Raw genomic sequence first — 1,050 nt, 5'->3', positions numbered from 1 at the left:
AAAAGCACCCGTTCGTAATATAAGGTTAGCCAGATTTTACTGGTTGACCTTTTTTTATATGGTCTTATCATATCTGTAGTCGGGGGAGAACGTCGCACCCGTGGGACTAGATTCCGTTAGCTAAACTGTTCACCCCCCTACTTGTATAAACATGTTTCAGGCTGGTTGGGACGATGATCCCGTTTAACAAGCGAACCTATGACATTACAAGAAGCTTTAGGGGATACCGACTTATTTTGTATTTTTAGAGGAGGAGAATTAAATATGAATCCAGTCATTGGATTGGATGTATCAAAAGGTGAAAGTCAGGTTCAAGCATTTTTAGATAAAGGTAAGCCATATCGTAAGAGTTTTAGTATTGAACATAATCTTGATGGATTGGGGAGTTTATTAGAGTTCCTTCAAGAAGTTGAAAAAGCAGCTGGCGGTTATCAACCTTCGGTTGTTTTAGAATCAACTGGCCATTATCATACTCCAGTTATTCAGTTTTTGGAGGATCAAAAATATGTTTATATTATCGTCAATCCTCTTATTTCTCACAGAGCCAAGAGCTCAAGCCTACGAAAGGTAAAAACAGATGCGATTGATGCTTATCACCTTTGTGAACTGTTTTATAAAGAGGAGCTAGAGCCTTCCAAAAAGCGTGGAGTTCAACTCTTAAACCTTCGTAATCTAACAAGGCAACAAGAGAGCATCGCAGAAATATCAGCCAAAACAAAGTTACAGCTACATTCTTTAATCGATCAGGTTTTCCCAGAGTATCGAGGGGTGTTTGGTAGCCTCTATTCAAAAGTATCTTTGCTTACTTTACTTGCATTTCCTACTTCTGCGGCTGTATTAAGTGTAAGTGAAACAGAGTTAACGGATAAGATAGCTTCATTATGTATGAGTCGTTCGGAATCTTGGGCAAAGGAAAAGGCACAGAAGTTAAGAGAAGCAGCCCTTCGTAATCCTTTTCAAAACAATCTCTACGATAGTCATATTTTTAATCTTGAAATCTTGGTTAAAATTGTTCTTCAATACCGAGAGCATCTATCCAATATTGCGGAT

General features: G+C 38.3%; 1 protein-coding gene. It reads left to right on the top strand.

The window, feature by feature from the left end:
- Positions 1-264: 264 nt before the first annotated feature.
- Positions 265-1,050 (top strand): IS110 family transposase (locus AC3A54_RS25475; RefSeq protein WP_487656668.1); only part of this gene is annotated, 786 nt, incomplete at its 3' end.

It is taken from the genome of Neobacillus sp. Soil_C_43, assembly GCF_057656715.1.
Note: the sequence above shows the minus strand (reverse complement) of the source record. Positions and strands in the feature narration are given on the sequence as shown.